This is a genomic window from Pseudomonas baetica (assembly GCF_051216495.1).
In the GTDB taxonomy this organism is placed as follows: domain Bacteria; phylum Pseudomonadota; class Gammaproteobacteria; order Pseudomonadales; family Pseudomonadaceae; genus Aquipseudomonas; species Aquipseudomonas baetica_B.
Genome location: NZ_JBPKAM010000010.1, coordinates 1 through 18,408, shown reverse-complemented (window position 1 = coordinate 18,408; position 18,408 = coordinate 1). Strand labels below are relative to the sequence as shown.

Below are 18,408 nucleotides of genomic sequence, written 5' to 3'. Positions count from 1 at the left end.
GGGTTGGTCATGAAGTTAGCCATTGTTACGGCCTGCCCAAACGGCATGGTCACCAGCGTGCTCTGTGCTCGGTTGCTCGATGCGGCGGCCCAGCGTCAGGGCTGGAGCACCAGTGTCGAAGTCAGCGACTCGGCCCACCCCGAACGGCAACTGTCGGCGGCGACCCTTGAAGCCGCCGAGTGGGTGCTGCTGGTGACCAGCGCACCGGTGGACATGTCGCGATTCGTCGGTAAACGCGTGTTCCAGAGTACGCCGGCCCAAGCCCTGCAAGACGTCGAAGCGGTGTTGCGGCGCGGCGCTGAAGAGGCTCAGGTTTACATTGCCCCCGACGCCATCGCCGAGCCTGTTGCCGTTGCAAAAAATGCTTCGCGCCTGGTTGCGGTCACTGCGTGCCCGACCGGCGTTGCCCACACATTCATGGCCGCCGAAGCCTTGCAGCAGGCGGCCAAACGATTGGGCTACGACCTGCAAGTTGAAACCCAGGGCTCGGTCGGGGCACGCAATCCGTTGAGCGCGCAAGCGATTGCCGATGCCGACGTGGTGCTGCTGGCGGCGGATATCGAAGTCGCCACCGAGCGGTTTGCCGGCAAGAGGATTTACCGCTGCGGCACCGGCATTGCCCTCAAACAGGCCGAAGCAACGCTGAACAAGGCACTGGCCGAAGGTGTGCAGGAAAGCGCATCGACCGGTTCCCAAGCACCGACCAAGCAAGAGAAGACCGGTGTCTATAAACACCTGTTGACCGGTGTGTCGTTCATGTTGCCGATGGTAGTGGCAGGCGGTCTGATGATCGCGCTGTCGTTCGTGTTCGGCATCACGGCGTTCAAGGAAGAGGGGACGTTGGCGGCGGCGTTGATGCAGATCGGCGGCGAGACCGCGTTCAAGCTGATGGTGCCGTTGCTGGCAGGCTATATCGCCTATTCCATCGCTGACCGTCCGGGGCTGGCGCCGGGGATGATCGGTGGTTTGCTTGCGAGCACACTGGGCGCCGGCTTCATCGGCGGGATCATCGCTGGTTTCATTGCCGGTTACGCGGCTCAAGCGATCAATCGGTATGCGCGGCTGCCGCAAAGCCTCGAGGCGTTGAAGCCGATCCTGATCATCCCGCTGCTGGCCAGTTTGTTTACCGGCCTGGTAATGATTTACGTGGTCGGCAAACCGGTGGCCGGGATGCTGGCAGGGCTCACGCATTTCCTCGACAGCATGGGCACCACCAACGCGATTCTGCTTGGGGTCTTGCTGGGCGGGATGATGTGCGTCGATCTTGGCGGACCGATCAACAAGGCGGCGTATGCGTTCTCGGTCGGGCTGTTGGCATCGCAGAGTTATGCGCCGATGGCCGCCACGATGGCAGCGGGCATGGTGCCGCCGATAGGGCTGGGGATCGCCACGTTTATCGCCCGGCGCAAGTTTGCCCAGACCGAGCGCGAGGCCGGCAAAGCAGCGCTGGTGCTGGGCTTGTGCTTCATCTCCGAAGGTGCGATTCCGTTTGCCGCCAAGGACCCGCTGCGGGTGATCCCGGCGAGCATTGCCGGCGGTGCGCTGACCGGTGCACTGTCGATGTACTTCGGCTGCAAACTGATGGCGCCCCACGGTGGTTTGTTCGTGATGTTGATTCCGAATGCGATCAACCATGCGCTCTTGTATTTGCTGGCGATTGTGGCAGGGAGTTTGTTGACGGCCGTGGTGTATGCGCTGGTCAAGCGACCTGAGACAGTTGAGTTGGCGCTGGAGCCCGCGAAGGCCTGACATTGATCCCTCGTGGGAGCGAGCTTGCTCGCGAAAGCAGTCTGTCATTCAAATGGATATAGACTGACACGACGCTTTCGCGAGCAGGCTCGCTCCCACAGGGATGGTGTATTCAATAGGTATCGGGGAGAACACCTTGAGTGAATTCGACCCCGGTCGCCGCCGGGTCATCCAGGCCGTAGGCGCCGGTTTGTTGTTACCGGGACTGGCGCCGGCGGTGATCGCTTCGGTCAAGGATCGTCCACAGCTCACCGATGGCGTGCAATCCGGGGACTTGCTCGGTGATCGGGCGATCATCTGGAGCCGCTGTGATCGCCCGGCGCGGATGGTGGTGGAGTGGGACACGCGCAGCCTGTTCCCCAATCCCCGGCGATGTGTCTCGTCCCTGGCAGATGCACGCACTGACTACACGGCACGGGTCGAGCTGACGGGGCTACCCGCCGATCAGGCGATTTTCTACCGCGTGCAATTCGAGGATGCCCAAAGTGGCGTCGCCAGCGAGCCTTGGTTCGGCCATCTGCGCAGCGTGCCCCAGACCCGCCGCAACATTCGTTTCGTCTGGAGCGGCGACACCGCCGGCCAGGGCTTCGGCATCAACCCGGACATCGGCGGCATGCGCATCTACGAAGCCATGCGCCTGCGTCTGCCGGACTTTTTTATCCACAGTGGCGACACCATCTACGCCGACAACCCCGTGCCTGCTCAACTCGTCACCGAGAACGGTCGGGTGTGGCGCAACATCAGCACCGAGGCCAAGAGCAAAGTCGCCGAAACCCTCGATGAATACCGTGGCAATTACCGCTACAACCTGATGGACGAAAACATCCGCCGCTTCAACGCCGAAGTGCCGCAGATCTGGCAGTGGGACGACCATGAGGTGGTGAACAACTGGTCGCCGGGCAAGCAACTGGATAAGCGTTACAAGAGCAAAGATATCCACAGCCTGGTGGATCGCGGGCGTCAGGCCTGGCTCGAGTACGCACCGATGCGTGTGCAGGGTGCCGATGGCGGCGGACGGATTTATCGCCAGCTCAGCTATGGGCCGCTGCTCGATGTGTTCGTGCTCGACATGCGCAGTTATCGCGGCGCCAATGACGACAACCTGGGCGATGCCAAACCGTTCCTCGGACGCGAACAACTGGACTGGTTGAAGGCTTCACTGAAAGCTTCCAAGGCTCAATGGAAAGTCATCGCCGCCGATATGTCGATCGGGCTCGGGGCTCCGGATGGCGAGGTCAGCCCCGGAGTCACACGTTGGGAAGCGGTGGCCAATGGTGACCCCGGACCAGCCCAGGGACGCGAACTGGAAATCGCCGAATTGTTGGGTTTTCTCCGGGCCTGGCAGGTGCGCAATTTCGTCTTCCTGACGGCGGATGTGCATTACTGCGCGGCGCATCATTACCATCCGGACCGTGCCGTATTTCAGGATTTCGAACCGTTTTGGGAGTTCGTAGCTGGCCCCTTGAATGCAGGGAGCTTTGGCCCTGACCTGCTGGATAAAACCTTCGGCCCTGAAGTGGTGTTCCAGAAGGCACCGCCAGCGCAAAACCTTTCACCGTTCGCCGGGTTTCAGTTCTTTGGCGAGGTGAATATCGATGGGCAGAGCGGGGTATTGAGTGTGGTCTTGCGGGATCTGGATGGAGTCAGCGTGTTTGAGCGGACATTGGAAGTGGTCTGATGAATAAGCATCTGGAGCTTGGGAAATAAGGAGGTAAAACTTCGAATTGATTGAGTTGAAGTACCTGTTATTTGTGATAGGTGTTTCTTGTATGGGTTCTATTTATGGTTGTGCCTCAATCCAACCGAGTAATCAATAATGAAGTTGATAATGGAACATCAAAAAAACCTATGGAAGATAATGGCTTCGTTGATCTTTTCTGTACTCTTTCTTTCAACCTGTAAAAACGTCTATGCCAATGAGACTAACGCCGGGTTGTGCAACGGTGCGTGGGCAATTGTCGGTGGGTATTACTGCAATCTAAACCCGATTGGTGGGGGGAGTGTCCTATGTATTTTCATGGGGAGAGACAATGATCGAAATGGTGTCCTCCAAAGTGGTACCAGCGATCAATGCAAAGTTGATGTGGCAGGTACTCAGAGGGCAATGGACTGCAACGAAGTGTGTCGCCTGAATAACAATTGCTCTAGAGTTCAATGTCCTATAGGCGAGCAACACGACGATATCAATGTACATCTCAATGCATTAGGTCGAGAAACGAACAAAGAGTTAATCAAGTCGCCTTGAGATTGATTTCACATTGTGATTTCAGTTCGATCGTTCCCGTGAGTGGGAACGATCTTTCACTAATATTCAGTTTTATCAGTAAACGTCGCGGCGGTAGCGACCCTGTTCGATCAGGCGCTCCACTTCGGCGGCACCGAGCACCTCGTTGAGCACTTGATCCACGCCAGAGGCCATTCCCTGCAAACTGCCGCAGATGTAGATCACGGCGCCATCCGCCAGCCATTTTTTCAGTTCACTGGCTGATTCGCGCAGACGATCCTGTACGTAGATTTTCTCAGCCTGATCCCGTGAAAACGCCAGATCCAGACGTTGCAGGTCACCGGAAATCAACCACTCTTCCAGCTCGTCGCGACACAGATAATCGTGTTCCCGATGGCGTTCGCCGAACAGCAGCCACTGACGTTGCTGGCCATCGGCAATCCGTGCCTTGAGCAGGCTGCGCAGGCCGGCCAGTCCCGTGCCGTTGCCGAGCAGGATCATCGGCACCGGCTCGTTCGGCAGGTGGAAGCCACTGTTGCGTCGAACTCGAAGGCTGATGCTGCCACCCACCGGCGCATGTTCGGTGAGCCATCCGGACCCGACACCCAGGCTGCCATCGGCACGCAGTTCCTGGCGCACGATCAGTTCCAGGATGCCGTCGGCGGCAATCGAGGCGATGGAGTATTCGCGCATGGCCAAGGGCACCAAGGCATCCAGTAATGCCTGGGCGTGCAAACCGACCAGATGACTGCGGTTCTCGGGCAGCTGTCGACTGGCGAGGGCTTGCTCCAGCGGTTGCGACAAACCGTCGAGCGCAATCGTGGCCCGGCCATCGATTCCCAAACCATCGAGGAAATGTTCGATCGCCCACGGGCAATTGCGCGGCAAGACCTCCACCAGGTCCCCGGCCAGCCAACTGCTGGTGGTCGGCGCGGTGAGGCCCAGCAAATAGACGGCCGAACCGCTGCTGTCAGGGTTGAGCAGTTCGCGGCGGGTCAGGGTCCAGTTGTCGTAGCTCGGTGCTTGCCAGGTGTCCACGGGGGGCTGGCCGGTCAACAGGCCGAGCTGCTGTTGCCAGTGACGCAAGGCGTAAGGGTCGCCGCTGTCGACTTCCACCGGTGCAAACAAGGTTTTGCCGCCGTGCTCGCCCAGCCAGGTGTTCAGGCGGCGAGCGAAACCGCAGAAGTGTTGGTACTGCCGGTCGCCGAGGCCGAGCACCGCATAGTTCAGGCTTTTCAGGCTCAATGTCCGGCCCAGTACCTTGCGTTCGAAACCACGGGCACTGTCCGGTGCTTCGCCGTCACCGAAAGTGCTGACCACGAACAACGCGTTGCTCGAATCACGCAGGTCCTGTTCGCTCACACTTGCCAGTGGTTGTACTTTCACCGGCAGTCCCGCTGCCTGCAATTGACCGGCGGTCTGCCACGCCAGTTGCTCGGCAAATCCGCTCTGGCTGGCGAATCCGATCAGCCATGCCGGGGCGTCGCTGCCTGGTTGGGCGAGGCCTTTACGGGCGTCCTTGATCTGCTTTTTCTTGCGGCGACGATCCAGGTACAGCATCCAGCCCGTGATGAAAAACAGCGGCATGGTCAAGGACGTGATCGTCAGGATGATGCGCCCGCCGATACCGAAGTAACTGCCGACGTGCAGCGCGTAGATGCTGGTCAGCAGCTGCGCCTTGAAGCTCTTGTCGCTGTAACGGTCATGGCGTTTGATCACGCCGGTGACCGGGTCGAGGGTGATCTGGTTCAGCGCGCGGTCGTGGGGAGAGTCTTTCAACAGGTAATAAACAGTCGCCGGTTGCCCGGCCACTGGTGGCATGCGGGTGTTGTAGAAGCTCAGGTCAGGACCTGCCGCACTGTAGATGCTGCTCCACATGGCCGAGTAATCGGCCGTCGGCGCTGGTCCGCTCGGAGCCGGACCGCGACCACCACGAACACGTTCGTTTTTCGGCGAGTCAGACAGCAACTGGTTCAGTCCCTTGTTGTACCACTCGTAGGACCAGGACAACCCGGTCAACGCCGACAGGAGGTAGAACACCAGGACCCAGGTGCCGGCAACCGAGTGCAGGTCCCAGTTGAAGCTTCGACCTTTTTTCTTCCAGTCCAGGGTCAGCCAGGCGCGCCAGCTTTTCCACTGGCGCGGCCAGCGCAGATATAGGCCGGACAGGCAGAAGAACACCAGGATCAGCGTACAGGCGCCAGTGATCTGCCGGCCGGTGTCACCCATCGCGAGGAAGCGGTGCAGTTGCAGCATCAGGCCGAAGAATTGCTGGCCGGTGGCGTCGCCCAGCAACTCGCCCGTGTATGGGTCGAAGAAACGCATGGGCCCGCGTCGCTCACCCGGCGCCGGGGTGAAAAACGCGCGTGCGGCAATATCGCTATCGATGTCGACCGAGAGCATGGCGACTTTCAGGCCGGTCGCCGCTTCGACTTTTTCCACCAGTTCGGCGGGTGGAAGCACGCCTGCGACCTGCTTCTGCACCTGCAGCACAGAAGGGTTCAGTGCGTACAGGATCTCATCCTGAAACGAAACCGTTGCTCCGGTGATGCCCATCAGAGCCAGGACGAGCCCGGCGCTGATGCCGAAAAACCAGTGCAACTGGAACAGGGTTTTCTTCAACACGTCACTCGCCTTGTTCGTTCGAAAATAGTCATCACGGCGCGCATTATGATGCCGTGGGTTGTCGAGAAACATTCTTTTTTACACACGAAAACTGTGGGAGCGAGCCTGCTCGCGATGAGGCCATAACATTCAACATTTATGCTGAGTGTAAGGCCGCCATCGCGAGCAGGCTCGCTCCCACAGGGATTGTCGTATGGCAGGCAATCAGAAGTGGAAGTTGGTGCTCAGCAAGGCCGTACGACCTGCCGCCTGATTGGCGAAGTGTGTCGAGAACGCCTTGTCGTAGTAGGTTTCGTCGGTCAGGTTCTGCACGTTCAGTTGCAGGTCGACGTTTTTGGTCAGCTTGTAGGCGGCCATCGCGTCGTAACGAACGTAGGAGTCGACCATGGTGGTGTTGGCCACGCTGCCGAACACGTCATCGACATAGAACGCACCGCCACCAATGGTCAGCTTCGGCGTGACCTGATAGGTCGTCCACAGGCTGGCGCTGTTTTTCGGCGTGTTCGGCAACTCATTGCCATTGTTGGCCTTGTTGGCCGGCAGTGGGCCGCCGTCGACTTGTTCGCTGTCCATGTAGGCGTAGCCGGCGAAGACTTGCCATTTGTCGGTGAGCTTGCCGGTCGCCGACAATTCGAAGCCTTGAACGCGGGTCTTGCCGACGTTTTCGTACGAGGTGGTGTTGGTCTGCACGCGAGCGTTTTCTTTCTCGGTGCGGAAGATATCGGCCGTCAGCGACAGGCGATCATTCAGCAAGTCCCACTTGGTACCGATTTCGTAGTTCTTGGTGGTTTCCGGCTCCAGGTCGCTGCTCAGCAGGTTGCCGTTGCGATCCGGGGTGCCGCCCAACGGGTTGCCATCCTGACCTTCGCCGAGGGTCGCGCCTGGTGGTGTGGCGGAGGTGGCGTAGGACGCATAAATGCTGCCGTTTTCCGCCGGCTTGTAAACCACGCCGAACTGGCCGGTGACGAACTCGCTGACGTCGTCGCCCTTGGAGGTGGTGTTGCCTGCGGCAGTGTAGGTCTTGTAGTCGGTGTCGAAATGGTCGTAACGCAGGCCCATGTTCACCAGCCACTGCTCGGACAGCTCCAGGGTGTCGAACACATACAGCGCGTAGGTATCGGCCTGGGTGGTGGTGCCGGCGTAGTTGCGCGAAATGGCACCGTTCCACGGGTCGTTCGGATTCGGGTTCGACAGCGAGGTGCAGTTGTAGCCGCTCGGCGCGCCAATCAAGGCTGGAGAACAGTTGGTGGTAACAGCCGAAGTGCCAGGCGTGGTGTCGGTGTTGACGTTGTACGAGGATTTCTTGCTTTCCTCGTGGCTGAACTCGATGCCGGTGGCGAAGCTGTTCTTGAAGCCAGCGATGTAGACGTCACCGAACAGATCGGTCTGGTTGGTGGTGGTCTCGGTGTTGCTCACGCGGGTGTTTGCACGACGCCAGACGCTGCCATTGTTGACGTTGCCCTTGCTGTCGTCCGGCTGGGTCAGGATGTAATCCTGCATGCTGGTGCCATGACGCAGGGTGTTCTTGACGGTCAGTGCGTCGCTCAGGTCGTGCTCGATGGCAATGGTCGCGGTATCGACGCGGGTTTTGCGGAAGTCGCGGTCATTCAGGCCATAGAAGTTGCTGCTGTCACCGCCGTCGTTTGGCTTGTCCGGGTTGGACTTGGTGCGTGCGGCCGAGCCAGCGGTCGGGATCGAGTACGGAATACCCGAGTCCGGCGTGTCGTTGCTTTCCAGGTGGTAGTAATCGAGGTTGACGCGGGTGTCGGTGCCCAGACCGAAGGCCAGCGACGGCGCGACGCCCCAGCGATCGTAATCGACGCTGTCACGACCGGCGACGTTGCTCTCGTGGCTCATCAGGTTCAGACGGCCGGCGGCGGTGTCGGAGAACTGATAGTTGCCGTCCAGGGTGTAGCGCTGGGTCTGGTCCGAGCCCCAAGTGAAGCCACCGTCAAACGAGTTGCCCAGGTGAGCTTTCTTGCTCACCAGGTTGATGCTGCCGCCAGCGGCGCCACGACCGCCAATGGCCGAGTTCGGGCCTTTGCTGACTTCGATCGATTCCACGGCGAAGATTTCGCGGCTCTGCGAACCGGTGTCGCGCACGCCGTCCAGGTAGGTATCGCCCTGGGCATCGAAGCCGCGAATGAACGGACGGTCGCCCTGTGGGTTACCGCCTTCGCCGGCGCCAAAGGTAATGCCTGGAACGGTGCGCAGGGCGTCCTGCATGTTCAGGGCGCCGGTGTCCTTCAGGACTTGTTGCGGGATGACCGTGATCGAGCGCGGAGTGTCGACCAGCGGTGCGGTGTACTTGGGTGAGGAAGCTTTTTCAACGTTGTAGGAGGTCTCGTCCTGGGCTTCGCCGGTGATCGCGGTAGCGCCCAGCGAGATGGTGTTGCTCGGCGCTTTCTCGTCGGCTTTTTCAGCCGCGAAGACCATGTGGCCCGCAGAGCCGGCAGTGATAGCCACGCCAATGGCAGAAGCGAGCAGGCGTGGTGAACTGACCGGTAGTTGTGGGTGTTGACGTGACATTTTTGATTCCCCTCCCCAAGGATTTGAGGCGGCGGAATATAGGGTAGACGCGTCTTTGTATCAATTGCGAAACGTTACTATTCGCACTGAATTTACATTCTTTACAATTTAACCTTACGGTTTTTGCTATTTCGTTCGTCTAGCGGGTTTTACACGGGCAATAAGAATCAATACCATTGGCGCCCCATTGCATCCAGGCGCCTATCCCATGCTGTTGCACATTCCCGGCTTGTTCGACAAAGAAGAAGTGCAACGCATTCGCGAGGCTCTGGAGCAGGCCGATTGGGCCGATGGCAAGATCACGGCGGGCTATCAGTCGGCCAAGGCCAAGCACAACCTGCAATTGCCCGAAGGCCATCCGTTGGCCAAGGAGATCGGCGCGGCCATGCTGGAGCGGTTGTGGAAAAACCCACAGTTCATGTCGGCAGCACTGCCGCACAAGGTCTTCCCCCCGTTACTGAACTGTTACACGGCCGGTGGCAGTTTCGACTTCCACATCGACAATGCCGTGCGACAACCCAAGGGCAGCATTGAACGGGTGCGCACCGATCTGTCGGCCACTTTGTTTTTCAGCGAGCCGGAGGATTACGACGGCGGCGAGCTGGAAATCCAGGACACCTACGGTACCCAGCGGGTGAAGCTGCCGGCGGGTGACATGGTGTTGTACCCCGGCACCAGTTTGCACAAGGTCAACGCCGTGACCCGTGGCGCGCGCTATGCCTCGTTCTTCTGGACCCAGAGCCTGGTGCGCGAAGACAGTCAGCGCGCGTTGTTGTTCGAAATGGACGGCGCGATCCGGCAACTGACGCAGGATGTACCGGACCACCCTTCGTTGATCCGCCTGACCGGCACCTATCACAACCTGTTGCGTCGCTGGGTCGAAGTATGAGTTTTCAATTGCGCCGCGAGGAAGTGCTCGACGGTGAAAGGCTCAAAGCCATGCTCGATGAAAGCCCGGCCCGTGCGGCCCAGGCGATTCTGATGGCGGCCCGTGAAGGCGTTGTCGATGCCCAGGCGCTGCTCGGGCAGATTCTGCTGGACGGACGAGGCATTGCGCAGGATCAGCCGCTGGCGCTGCGCTGGTTCGAGATTGCCGCGCGCCGGGGGCATCTGATGGCGCGCAACATGCTGGGGCGGTGCCATGAGCATGGTTGGGGTTGCACAGCCGATGCAGTCATTGCCGCTGCGCATTATCGTCAGGCGGCTGAAGCCGGTCTGGACTGGGCGATTTACAACTATGCGAACCTGCTGGCGACGGGGCGTGGCGTGAGTGAAGACCAGGCACAGGCGATGAAACTATATCGTCGCGCTGCCGAACTTGGCCATGCGAAGTCGATGAACCTGTTGGGGCGCTATTTGGAGGAAGGGCGTGTTTGCCCGGTAAATACAAAGGCTGCCCGCGACTGGTATCGACGTTCGGCGGTGGGTGGAGATTTTCGTGGGCAGTTCAGCTATGCGGCGGTGCTGGCGGGAGAGGGAAATATTGATGAGGCTTTGGTCTGGCTGCGCAAGGCGCTGGACGGTGGGAACCTGAATTTCCTGCGGGTGGCGAGCGAAGCGTTGCTGAGTGCAACCGATCCAGAAATTCGTGCCTTGGCGCCCGAGTATGCCCAGCGGCAAGCTGAACTCGAGCAGCAACTCAACCCTCTGTAGGAGCGAGCTCTGCTCGCGAAAAATCTTGGGGAATCGTGGGGTGTCAGGTTTGGCGCGTAATCGTTAAACACCATCGCGAGCAGAGCTCGCTCCTACAGGGGAAATGCGATCACGCACAAAAAAGCCCATGACACGTCATGGGCTTTTTACTTGCGGCTTGCAGCTTGAAGCTAGCGGCTGCTCTTAAACGTAGAACGATTTCAGTGGCGGGAAGCCATTGAATTCCACAGCGCTGTAGCTGGTGGTGTACGCACCGGTCGACAGCCAGTACAGGCGATCGCCGATGGCCAGGTTCAGCGGCAGGCCGTACTTGTAGTTTTCATACATGATGTCGGCGCTGTCGCAGGTCGGGCCGGCGATGACCACTTCTTCCACTTCACCTTTCTTTTCGGTCCAGATCGGGAACTTGATGGCTTCGTCCATGGTTTCGATCAGGCCGGAGAACTTGCCCACGTCGGTGTACACCCAACGCTCGACGGCGGTACGGGATTTACGTGCCACCAGCACCACTTCGCTGACCAGGATACCGGCGTTGGCGATCAACGAACGGCCTGGCTCCAGGATGATTTCCGGCAGGTCGTCACCGAAGTCTTCCTTGAGGAAGCGGATGATTTCTTCGGCGTAGGTTTCCAGGCTGTTGGTACGGGTGATGTAGTTGGCAGGGAAGCCGCCACCCATGTTGATCAGCTTCAGTTCGATGCCGTCTTCTTCTTTCAGGCGTTCGAAGATCACTTTGACCTTGGCGATTGCTGCGTCCCAGACGCTGATGTCGCGCTGCTGCGAGCCCACGTGGAACGACACGCCGTAAGGCACCAGGCCCAGGTCGCGAGCCAGGATCAGCAGGTCCATGGCCATGTCGGTCTGGCAACCGAACTTGCGCGACAGAGGCCAGTCGGCGGTGGTCGAGCCTTCGGTCAGGATGCGCACGTAGACTTTCGAGCCCGGCGCGGCCTTGGCGATGTTGCGCAGGTCCGCTTCGGAGTCGGTGGCGTACAGGCGCACACCCTTGTCGTAGAAGTAGCGGATGTCCTTGGATTTCTTGATGGTGTTGCCGTAGCTGATCTGGTCGGGGCTGACACCGCGGCTCAGTACTTTGTCCAGCTCATAGATAGAGGCGATGTCGAAGCTCGAGCCTTTTTCCTTGAGCAGGTCGATGATTTCCACGGCCGGGTTGGCCTTGACCGCGTAGTAGACCTTGGCAAATTCGAAGCCGGCGCGCAGGTCGTCGTAGGCCTGGCTGATCATGCCGGTGTCGATCAATACGAACGGGGTTTCTTGCTTGTCGGCGAACGCCTTCATTTTCTGAAAGGTTTCGCGCGCGAAATAATCTTCGACCTGGATCGACATGCTGGGAACTCCTACTGGCAAACTAAATTAATCAATGGGTGCAAATGAACGTCCTCCGTATCCCCACTTTGGTTCGCCTACTTCCCAAGGCATGTCGCCGAAAGCAAAAAGGCCATGGGAAGTGCAGCTTTTCCCTTGGCCTTGCTGTCTCGTCGTCAGTACTTGAGCCGGATGGATCGTTTCCAGCATGGACGTTCGGCGCGAACTTTAGGGCGTGAGGGGCTTGAGATCAACAAAAAATGTCGCGTTTTTGCACTTGTCTGACGCACGTTGCCGCCAGCTCTCCTTGTACTCGACACAGATGACAGGCGGATGTTCCCGGTGAATTGTGAAGTGTTAAAAATACCTGCACGTTCGACGCTTTTGCTCACCAGATCGTAGATGACTACGATGGTGACAACTTCGGCGACGATGGGTACGAAAAGTTCGGCTGAGCGAAATTTTGGCTGTTCCTGCAGGTCTTTTTGGAGGCTGCCTGTCGAGACGGGTGTTGATATTTTTTTCCAGTCTGGAATCGCTCTGTTTTTTGTGGGAGCGAGCCTGCTCGCGAAGGCATTTTCACAGCCAACATCATTGCTGACTGACATTGCGCATTCGCGAGCAGGCTCGCTCCCACAGGTTTTGCATTTTTACCGAGTAATTTGGGCTGTCAGGCGACTGCCGTCTCGGCCGGCGACACGATATGGGTCTTCATCCCACGCGACCGACCGGAACTCAGGTAAGCCGCAATCGACTCCTGAGTCACCTCCCCAAGAAACACCCGCTCGGCATCCATCACCGGCAACCACGCCCGATTGAACTCATACATCCGCGACAACAGAATGCGCAAATGCTCGTCATACGCCGCCGTTGCATTGAATTCGCGCAGGTATTGCCCGCAGGTGCCGGTCTGACGGTGCAGGTCGCGACGACGTACATACCCCAGTGCTTTGTTCTCGGCACAGGTGACCACCACGTAGCGCCGGTCGTGCTCGTCCATCAATTCCAACGCCTCGGCCACCGGCGTTTCCGGACTTACCGAAGGCGCGTTGTCAGCCGCGTCTTCGGCTTTTACCAGTAATAAGCGTTTGAGGGTGCTGTCCTGGCCGACGAAATTTCTGACAAAGTCATCCACCGGGTGCGCCAGCAGGGTGTCCGGGTGGTCGATCTGTAGCAGTTTACCGGCACGGAAGATCGCGATCTTGTCACCCAGCTTGATCGCCTCGTCGATGTCATGACTGACCATGATCACGGTCTTGTTCAGCGCCCGCTGCATCTCGAAGAATTCGTTCTGGATCATTTCGCGGTTGATCGGATCGACCGCGCCAAAGGGTTCGTCCATCAGCAGCAGTGGCGCATCGGCCGCCAGCGCGCGAATCACGCCGATCCGCTGCTGCTGACCACCGGACAGTTCCCGTGGATAACGATGCAGATACTGCTTGGGCTCAAGCTTGATCATGCTCATCAGTTCACGGGCGCGGTCGTGGCATTTCTGTTTGTCCCAGCCGAGCAGTTTCGGTACGACCACGATGTTTTCCTCAATGGTCATGTTCGGAAACAGGCCGATCTGCTGGATCACATAGCCGATGTTGCGCCGCAGGGTCACGGCGTCGAGGTCGGTGGTGTCTTCGCCGTTGATCAGGATCTTGCCCGAAGTGGGTTTGATCAGGCGGTTGATCATTTTCAGCGTGGTGCTTTTACCGCAACCCGATGGCCCGAGGAACACGCATATCTCGCCTTCATTGACGGTCAGGCTCACCGAGTCCACGGCTTTCACATCCTTGCCGTTGCTCTGGAAGGTCTTGCTGAGGTTTTGAAGTTCGATCATTTCAGGAGTCCTTTTGGAGTCAACGAGCGTTGCAGCGCTTGCAGGATCAGGTCGGCGAAGATGGCCAGCAGGCTGACCAGTACGGCGCCGACGATCAGCATCGACATGTCGCTGCGGCTGATGGAAGCGAGGATGAGTACGCCCAGGCCACCGGCGCCGATGGTGGCGGCGATGGTCATGACACCGATGTTCATCACCACGGCAGTGCGTACGCCGGCAAGAATCACCGGAACGGCAATCGGCAGTTCGACCATGCGCAGGCGCTGGCCGAAGGTCATGCCGATACCGCGCGCGGCTTCACGGATGCCCGGTTCGACACCGGTCAGTGCCAGGTAGGTGTTGCGCATGATTGGCAGCAGCGAATACAGAAACACGGCGGTGATCGCCGGCATCGGCCCCAGGCCCTGGCCGAATTTCGAATAGAACGGCAGCAGAAGGCCGAACAGGGCAATCGACGGCACGGTCAGCAGCACGGTGGCGCTGGCCTGCAACGGGCCTGCGAGGGTCGGGAAGCGTGTCATAAGGATGCCCAGCGGCACACCGACGACAATCGCCAGGGTGACGGCGATGCCAACCAGGGTGATGTGCTGCCAGGTCAGGTGCATCACCTGTTGCCAGTCGAGATGGGAAAAGGCGTTCAAAAATTCCATGACTTTTCCTCCTTAATGGATGGGGTGCTGGCGCAGGAAATCGGCAGCAACGGTCGAGGGGCTTTCGTGGTCGACATCCACTCGCGCATTGAGCTGGCGCATGGTGTCGTCATCGAACAGTTCGGCCAGTGGCTTGAGCTGTTCGGCCAATTGCGGGTGCGCATCGAGAAACGCCTGACGTACCACGGGAGCGGCGGTGTAGTCCGGGAAGTAGTGCTTGTCGTCCTTCAGCAGCTTGAGCTTGAAGGCGTTGAGGCGCCCGTCGGTGGTGTAGACCAAACCGGCAAACACCTGGCCGTTGCGTAGCGCGGTGTACACCAGCCCGGCATCCATCTGGCGGATGTTCTTGCGCGTGAGGTTCATGTCGTACAGCTGCACCATGCCACCCAGACCGTCGGAACGGTTGGCGAACTCGGTATCCAAAGCGACCAGATGATTGGTCCTGGCCTCGTCACGCAGCACGTGGTTGAGCTCGCTGATGCTGTTGATCTGCGGGTACTCGTCAGCAACGTTTTCCGGCAGGGCGAGGGCATAGGTGTTGCTGAATTTCGACGGGGTGAGCCAGACCAGGCCTTTTTTCGCGTCGAGTTCTTTCACCCGGGCGTAGGACTGTTCGCTGTCGAGTTTTTCAGTGACATGGTTGTAGGCCACCAGGGACACGCCGGTGTATTCCCAGAGCATGTCCAGTTGCCCGGATTCCTGGGCACTACGGGCCAGGTTGCTGCCCAGGCCACCGGTGACTAGAACGTTGTAGCCCTGGGTGCGCAGGTATTGCGAGGTGATCTCCGCCAGCAGGGTCTGTTCGGTGAACACCCGGGCGCCGATACGGATCACTGGTTTTTCGGCGGCGTGGGCAAATCCTGCGCACAGCAGGACGCAGCCTAGTAAAAAGCTTGATGTCTTCATGAGAATTCCTTTGCCGAGGCTTAAGACGGGCGCAGCCCGCGTTCGAGCCAGAGGCGGCTGGCGCCTGTCACCAGGCCGTCGAGCAACAAGGCCAGCAGCGCGGTGCAGGCCGCACCGAGCAGAAGCTGCGGCTGATTGTTCAGTGCAATGCCGGGGAAAATCAGGCTGCCCAGGCTGTTGGCGCCGATCAGGAACGCCAACGGCGCCGTCCCGACATTGATCGCCAATGCCACGCGCACGCCACCGATGATGATCGGTACGGCGTTCGGCAATTCGACCTTCCACAGCACTTGGCGCGGGGTCATGCCGATGCCGACGGCGGCTTCCTTGAGTGAGCCTTGAACGTTCTTCAGGCCTTCGTAGGTGTTGCGCACGATGGGCAGCAGAGAGGCGAGGAACAGGGCGAAGATGGCGGGACCACTGCCGATCCCCAGTACGCCCAGGGCGATGGCCAGCACGGCCAGCGGCGGAATGGTGTTGCCAATGTTGAAGATTTGCATGAAGCGTTCGGCGCGCGCGACTCGGGTCGGGCGGCTGAGGTAGATACCGGCAGGGATGCCCACGACAAGGGCGGCCAGCATGGAGGCGAGGACGAGCAGCAGATGAGCTTGCAGGTAAAACAACAGATCGTCGCGGTAATGTTCGATCGTATCGATACCGATCCAGTGGATCAGCAGGGCCAGAAGGGCGATTACCAGCGCGCCTCCTATCAGCCCTTTGCCATGGTGGATAGCCACAGGCGGACTCCTTTTTTCAGTCGGCGAACGCAGTCCCGTGTGGCAGGCCATCATGGGCTGCCGGGCAAGGCGTTCGCGAGAAGCAGCTCTCAATACCGAGCGCAGTCCCCTGTAGGAGCGAGCATGCTCGCGAAAAACGTCCAGACACCGCGTGCATCCAGGTGCCCCGCGTTATCGTTGACGTCCATCGCGAGCATGCTCGCTCCTACAGGAGGACGTGTACGGCTTTTGAGCCATGAGCACAGCCTCGTCAGGCTGAATTGCAGGTGTTGCAGGCCCCCGACGAGTGGTCGTTACGGGGGAGTGGACGTCTCCGTGCTTTAAAAGGTTCCCATCAAAAGAAGCATTTGGCCACCCCGGATGTGCTCAACGGTTCGGTTCTTCGATCAACTTGGGCTATAATCTGCGCCCTTTTTTGAATCACCTGCCAGGCGATTTCCCATGACCAAACAGGCCGCCGAAGTCGCGAAACGCCGCACTTTCGCCATTATTTCCCACCCCGACGCCGGTAAAACCACCATCACCGAAAAGCTCTTGCTGATGGGCAAGGCGATTGCGGTGGCCGGTACGGTGAAATCCCGTAAGTCCGACCGCCATGCCACCTCCGACTGGATGGAAATGGAAAAGCAGCGGGGTATCTCGATTACCACGTCGGTCATGCAGTTCCCGTATCGCGAGCACATGATCAACCTGCTCGACACCCCGGGCCACGAAGACTTCTCCGAAGACACCTACCGCACCCTGACCGCGGTGGACTCGGCCTTGATGGTCCTCGACGGCGGTAAAGGTGTAGAGCCACGGACCATCGCCCTGATGGACGTCTGCCGTCTGCGTGACACGCCGATTGTCAGCTTCATCAACAAACTCGACCGTGACATCCGCGACCCGATCGAACTGCTCGACGAAATCGAAGCGGTCCTGAAGATCAAGGCGGCGCCGATCACCTGGCCGATCGGTTGCTACCGTGACTTCAAGGGCGTGTATCACCTCGCCGGCGACTACATCATTGTCTACACCGCCGGTCATGGTCACGAACGCACCGAGACCAAGATCATCGAGAAACTCGACTCCGACGAGGCGCGCGCGCATCTGGGTGACGAGTACGAGCGTTTCCTTGAGCAGCTCGAGCTGGTCCAGGGCGCTTGCCACGAATTCAACCAGCAGGAGTTCCTCGACGGTCAGATGACCCCGGTGTTCTTCGGTACTGCACTGGGCAACTTTGGTGTCGATCACGTACTCGACGCCGTGGTCGACTGGGCCCCGCGCCCGCTGCCACGGGTAGCCAACGAGCGTACCGTGGAGCCGGTGGAAGAGAAGTTCTCGGGCTTCATCTTCAAGATCCAGGCGAACATGGACCCGAAACACCGCGACCGCATCGCCTTCATGCGTATCTGCTCCGGCAAGTACGAGAAAGGCATGAAGATGCGCCACGTGCGTACCGGCAAGGACGTGCGCATCGGCGACGCCCTGACGTTCTTCTCCTCCGAGCGTGAGCAACTGGAAGAGGCCTTCGCCGGCGACATCATCGGCCTGCACAACCACGGCACGATCCAGATCGGTGACACCTTCAGCGAAGGCGAGACCCTGGGTTTCACCGGCATCCCGCACTTCGCCCCGGAGCTGTTCCGACGCGTACGTTTGAAGGATCCGCTGAAATCCAAGCAACTGCGCCAGGGCCTGCAACAGCTGGCCGAAGAAGGCGCGACCCAGGTGTTCTTCCCGGAGCGCAGCAACGACATCATTCTCGGCGCCGTCGGTGTGCTGCAGTTCGACGTGGTCGCCAGCCGCCTGAAAGAGGAATACAAGGTCGAGTGCTCCTACGAGCCGATCACCGTGTACTCCGCACGCTGGATCGAATGCAGCGACAAGAAGAAGCTTGAGGAATTCTCCAACAAGGCTGTGGAAAACCTGGCGCTGGACGGCGGCGGTCACCTGACCTACCTCGCCCCGACCCGGGTCAACCTTGCCCTGATGGAAGAGCGCTGGCCGGATATCAAATTCCGTGCGACGCGTGAACATCACTAAGCGCTGAGTCGAAACACCAAAACCCCGTTGCGAAAGCTGCGGGGTTTTTTTATGCCCGCCCGATCTTGAACTGTGGGGGGGGGGGGGGGGGGGGGGGGGGGGGGGGGGGGGGTGGGGGGGAGGGGGGGGGGGGGGGGGGGGGGGGGGGGGGGGGGG

13 protein-coding genes are annotated in these 18,408 nt (G+C 59.5%); 5 read left to right on the top strand and 8 right to left on the bottom strand.

Annotation, left to right across the window (positions count from 1 at the left end):
- Nucleotides 1–9: 9 nt before the first annotated feature.
- Both ACSFE6_RS06200 and ACSFE6_RS06195 read left to right on the top strand, forming a co-directional pair.
- Nucleotides 10–1,749 carry a PTS fructose-like transporter subunit IIB gene (locus ACSFE6_RS06200; RefSeq protein ID WP_435426774.1) on the top strand — a complete coding sequence of 580 codons (1,740 nt, stop codon included), beginning with the start codon at nucleotides 10–12 and terminating at the stop codon, nucleotides 1,747–1,749.
- A 136-nt stretch (nucleotides 1,750–1,885) separates the two neighbouring features.
- The gene (locus ACSFE6_RS06195) at nucleotides 1,886–3,427 is read left to right on the top strand and encodes an alkaline phosphatase D family protein (RefSeq protein WP_435426773.1); all 1,542 of its coding nucleotides are present in this window, start codon (nucleotides 1,886–1,888) and stop codon (nucleotides 3,425–3,427) included.
- A 642-nt stretch (nucleotides 3,428–4,069) separates the two neighbouring features.
- On the opposite strand, the gene ACSFE6_RS06190 is transcribed toward ACSFE6_RS06195, so the two are convergent.
- On the bottom strand, nucleotides 4,070–6,598 hold the full coding sequence (locus tag ACSFE6_RS06190) for a PepSY domain-containing protein (RefSeq protein WP_435426772.1): 2,529 nt from the start codon (nucleotides 6,596–6,598) through the stop codon (nucleotides 4,070–4,072).
- 204 nt (nucleotides 6,599–6,802) lie between these two features.
- The gene (locus tag ACSFE6_RS06185) at nucleotides 6,803–9,127 is read right to left on the bottom strand and encodes a TonB-dependent receptor (RefSeq protein WP_435426771.1); all 2,325 of its coding nucleotides are present in this window, start codon (nucleotides 9,125–9,127) and stop codon (nucleotides 6,803–6,805) included.
- 208 nt (nucleotides 9,128–9,335) lie between these two features.
- On the opposite strand from ACSFE6_RS06185, the gene ACSFE6_RS06180 reads away from it, so the two are divergent.
- Nucleotides 9,336–10,016, top strand: a complete 681-nt coding sequence (locus ACSFE6_RS06180) for a Fe2+-dependent dioxygenase (protein ID WP_435426770.1) — start codon at nucleotides 9,336–9,338, stop codon at nucleotides 10,014–10,016.
- Nucleotides 10,013–10,780 (top strand): tetratricopeptide repeat protein, encoded by a 768-nt coding sequence (locus ACSFE6_RS06175; RefSeq protein ID WP_435426769.1) that lies wholly within the window; start codon nucleotides 10,013–10,015, stop codon nucleotides 10,778–10,780. The genes ACSFE6_RS06180 and ACSFE6_RS06175 overlap by 4 nt, the downstream gene beginning before the upstream one ends.
- Nucleotides 10,781–10,963: 183 nt before the next feature.
- Here ACSFE6_RS06175 and ACSFE6_RS06170 read toward each other — a convergent pair whose 3' ends face one another.
- From ACSFE6_RS06170 to ACSFE6_RS06145, 6 genes are all read right to left on the bottom strand, one after another.
- Nucleotides 10,964–12,127, bottom strand: coding sequence for a type III PLP-dependent enzyme (locus ACSFE6_RS06170; protein ID WP_110966316.1), 1,164 nt, complete (start codon nucleotides 12,125–12,127; stop codon nucleotides 10,964–10,966).
- Between the two features lie 155 nt (nucleotides 12,128–12,282).
- The gene (locus ACSFE6_RS06165) at nucleotides 12,283–12,714 is read right to left on the bottom strand and encodes a hypothetical protein (RefSeq protein WP_435426768.1); all 432 of its coding nucleotides are present in this window, start codon (nucleotides 12,712–12,714) and stop codon (nucleotides 12,283–12,285) included.
- 62 nt (nucleotides 12,715–12,776) lie between these two features.
- Nucleotides 12,777–13,934 carry an osmoprotectant ABC transporter ATP-binding protein OsmV gene (locus ACSFE6_RS06160; protein WP_435426767.1) on the bottom strand — a complete coding sequence of 386 codons (1,158 nt, stop codon included), beginning with the start codon at nucleotides 13,932–13,934 and terminating at the stop codon, nucleotides 12,777–12,779.
- Nucleotides 13,931–14,584, bottom strand: a complete 654-nt coding sequence (locus ACSFE6_RS06155) for an ABC transporter permease (protein WP_435426766.1) — start codon at nucleotides 14,582–14,584, stop codon at nucleotides 13,931–13,933. The genes ACSFE6_RS06160 and ACSFE6_RS06155 overlap by 4 nt, the downstream gene beginning before the upstream one ends.
- Nucleotides 14,585–14,596: 12 nt before the next feature.
- Nucleotides 14,597–15,490 (bottom strand): glycine betaine ABC transporter substrate-binding protein, encoded by an 894-nt coding sequence (locus tag ACSFE6_RS06150; protein ID WP_435426765.1) that lies wholly within the window; start codon nucleotides 15,488–15,490, stop codon nucleotides 14,597–14,599.
- A gap of 20 nt (nucleotides 15,491–15,510) precedes the next feature.
- Nucleotides 15,511–16,227 carry an ABC transporter permease gene (locus ACSFE6_RS06145; RefSeq protein WP_435426764.1) on the bottom strand — a complete coding sequence of 239 codons (717 nt, stop codon included), beginning with the start codon at nucleotides 16,225–16,227 and terminating at the stop codon, nucleotides 15,511–15,513.
- Nucleotides 16,228–16,668: 441 nt separating this feature from the next.
- On the opposite strand from ACSFE6_RS06145, the gene ACSFE6_RS06140 reads away from it, so the two are divergent.
- The gene (locus ACSFE6_RS06140) at nucleotides 16,669–18,252 is read left to right on the top strand and encodes a peptide chain release factor 3 (RefSeq protein WP_435426763.1); all 1,584 of its coding nucleotides are present in this window, start codon (nucleotides 16,669–16,671) and stop codon (nucleotides 18,250–18,252) included.
- The last annotated feature ends 156 nt before the right edge of the window (nucleotides 18,253–18,408 follow it).

Coding starts and splice junctions, on each gene's coding strand:
- ACSFE6_RS06185 (WP_435426771.1), bottom strand. CDS start 9,127: ATGTCACGTCAACACCCACAACTACCGGTCAGTTCACCACGCCTGCTC.
- ACSFE6_RS06180 (WP_435426770.1), top strand. CDS start 9,336: ATGCTGTTGCACATTCCCGGCTTGTTCGACAAAGAAGAAGTGCAACGC.
- ACSFE6_RS06140 (WP_435426763.1), top strand. CDS start 16,669: ATGACCAAACAGGCCGCCGAAGTCGCGAAACGCCGCACTTTCGCCATT.
- ACSFE6_RS06165 (WP_435426768.1), bottom strand. CDS start 12,714: ATGTCAGTCAGCAATGATGTTGGCTGTGAAAATGCCTTCGCGAGCAGG.
- ACSFE6_RS06155 (WP_435426766.1), bottom strand. CDS start 14,584: ATGGAATTTTTGAACGCCTTTTCCCATCTCGACTGGCAACAGGTGATG.
- ACSFE6_RS06160 (WP_435426767.1), bottom strand. CDS start 13,934: ATGATCGAACTTCAAAACCTCAGCAAGACCTTCCAGAGCAACGGCAAG.
- ACSFE6_RS06150 (WP_435426765.1), bottom strand. CDS start 15,490: ATGAAGACATCAAGCTTTTTACTAGGCTGCGTCCTGCTGTGCGCAGGA.
- ACSFE6_RS06200 (WP_435426774.1), top strand. CDS start 10: ATGAAGTTAGCCATTGTTACGGCCTGCCCAAACGGCATGGTCACCAGC.
- ACSFE6_RS06170 (WP_110966316.1), bottom strand. CDS start 12,127: ATGTCGATCCAGGTCGAAGATTATTTCGCGCGCGAAACCTTTCAGAAA.
- ACSFE6_RS06175 (WP_435426769.1), top strand. CDS start 10,013: ATGAGTTTTCAATTGCGCCGCGAGGAAGTGCTCGACGGTGAAAGGCTC.